This is a genomic window from Synechococcus sp. R8-2 (assembly GCF_047461715.1).
Lineage (GTDB): Bacteria > Cyanobacteriota > Cyanobacteriia > Thermostichales > Thermostichaceae > Thermostichus.
Map to the genome: position 1 here is coordinate 1 of NZ_JANSHQ010000186.1, position 713 is coordinate 713.

At 56.4% G+C, this 713-nt stretch carries 1 protein-coding gene; it reads right to left on the reverse strand.

What is annotated here, in order from left to right:
* Positions 1–110: 110 nt before the first annotated feature.
* Complete coding sequence (locus NW819_RS05040) at positions 111–422, reverse strand: hypothetical protein (RefSeq protein ID WP_041436348.1); 312 nt, start codon at positions 420–422, stop codon at positions 111–113.
* Between the last annotated feature and the right edge of the window lie 291 nt (positions 423–713).

Below are 713 nucleotides of genomic sequence, written 5' to 3' on the forward strand. Positions count from 1 at the left end.
CAACCCAACAGGGCCACCGCCAGTACCAGGCCCAGCCACGCTACCCCCTTCAGCCCTTTCCAACCCCTGATCCCGTTCATTGCTTTCCCCTTCTGTGGTTCAATCCCAGCCTACTCCCACCGCTCCTCAGCCTGATCCGACAAAAGCCCCAGCCACCAGTTCCCTAACCTCACCCAGCCGGTGCGTTCTTGCCCCCACGGATCCCGTATCCGCACACGGAATACCCGTTGATACTTGGAAGTGCTCCCGGAAAAAGGCCCCAGCCGCCAGTACCGTGCCTCCTGGCTCAACAGGGAGTAGCCCTGCTTTGCCGCCCACCGCTGCAGCAATTCTTGGCTGCGTCTTTGTTCCCAGACAAAAATTCCCATGAAAAGGGCAACAGCAACCGCTACCCATACTAGGGTCAATGCCAGCTCAGACATGGGGGTAGACAGCAAGGCTACTGCCCATCCTATGGGAGTTGCTCCAATGCTGGGATCCCCGGCTGCAAAAGTTAACCTTCGCCGCTTACCCGCTCTTAGACCCTAGATAGAGGGATCCCTGCTTCAACCCATCAGACCGTATGATTGAGGCAGGGTGGTCAAAACTCAATCGGTTCTCAAGTCGTTAAGGTCTCTTTACAGAATGGCCGAATCGAAACTGCGACAACTGCTGCGCGATCTGGATGTTGAGCTGCAAAAAACCCCTGGCTTGGATGAAAAGCAGCGACAGCA

What these genes read in the sequence shown, in the direction of transcription:
- NW819_RS05040 (WP_041436348.1), bottom strand. Translation starts at nt 422, where the DNA reads ATGTCTGAGCTGGCATTGACCCTAGTATGGGTAGCGGTTGCTGTTGCC.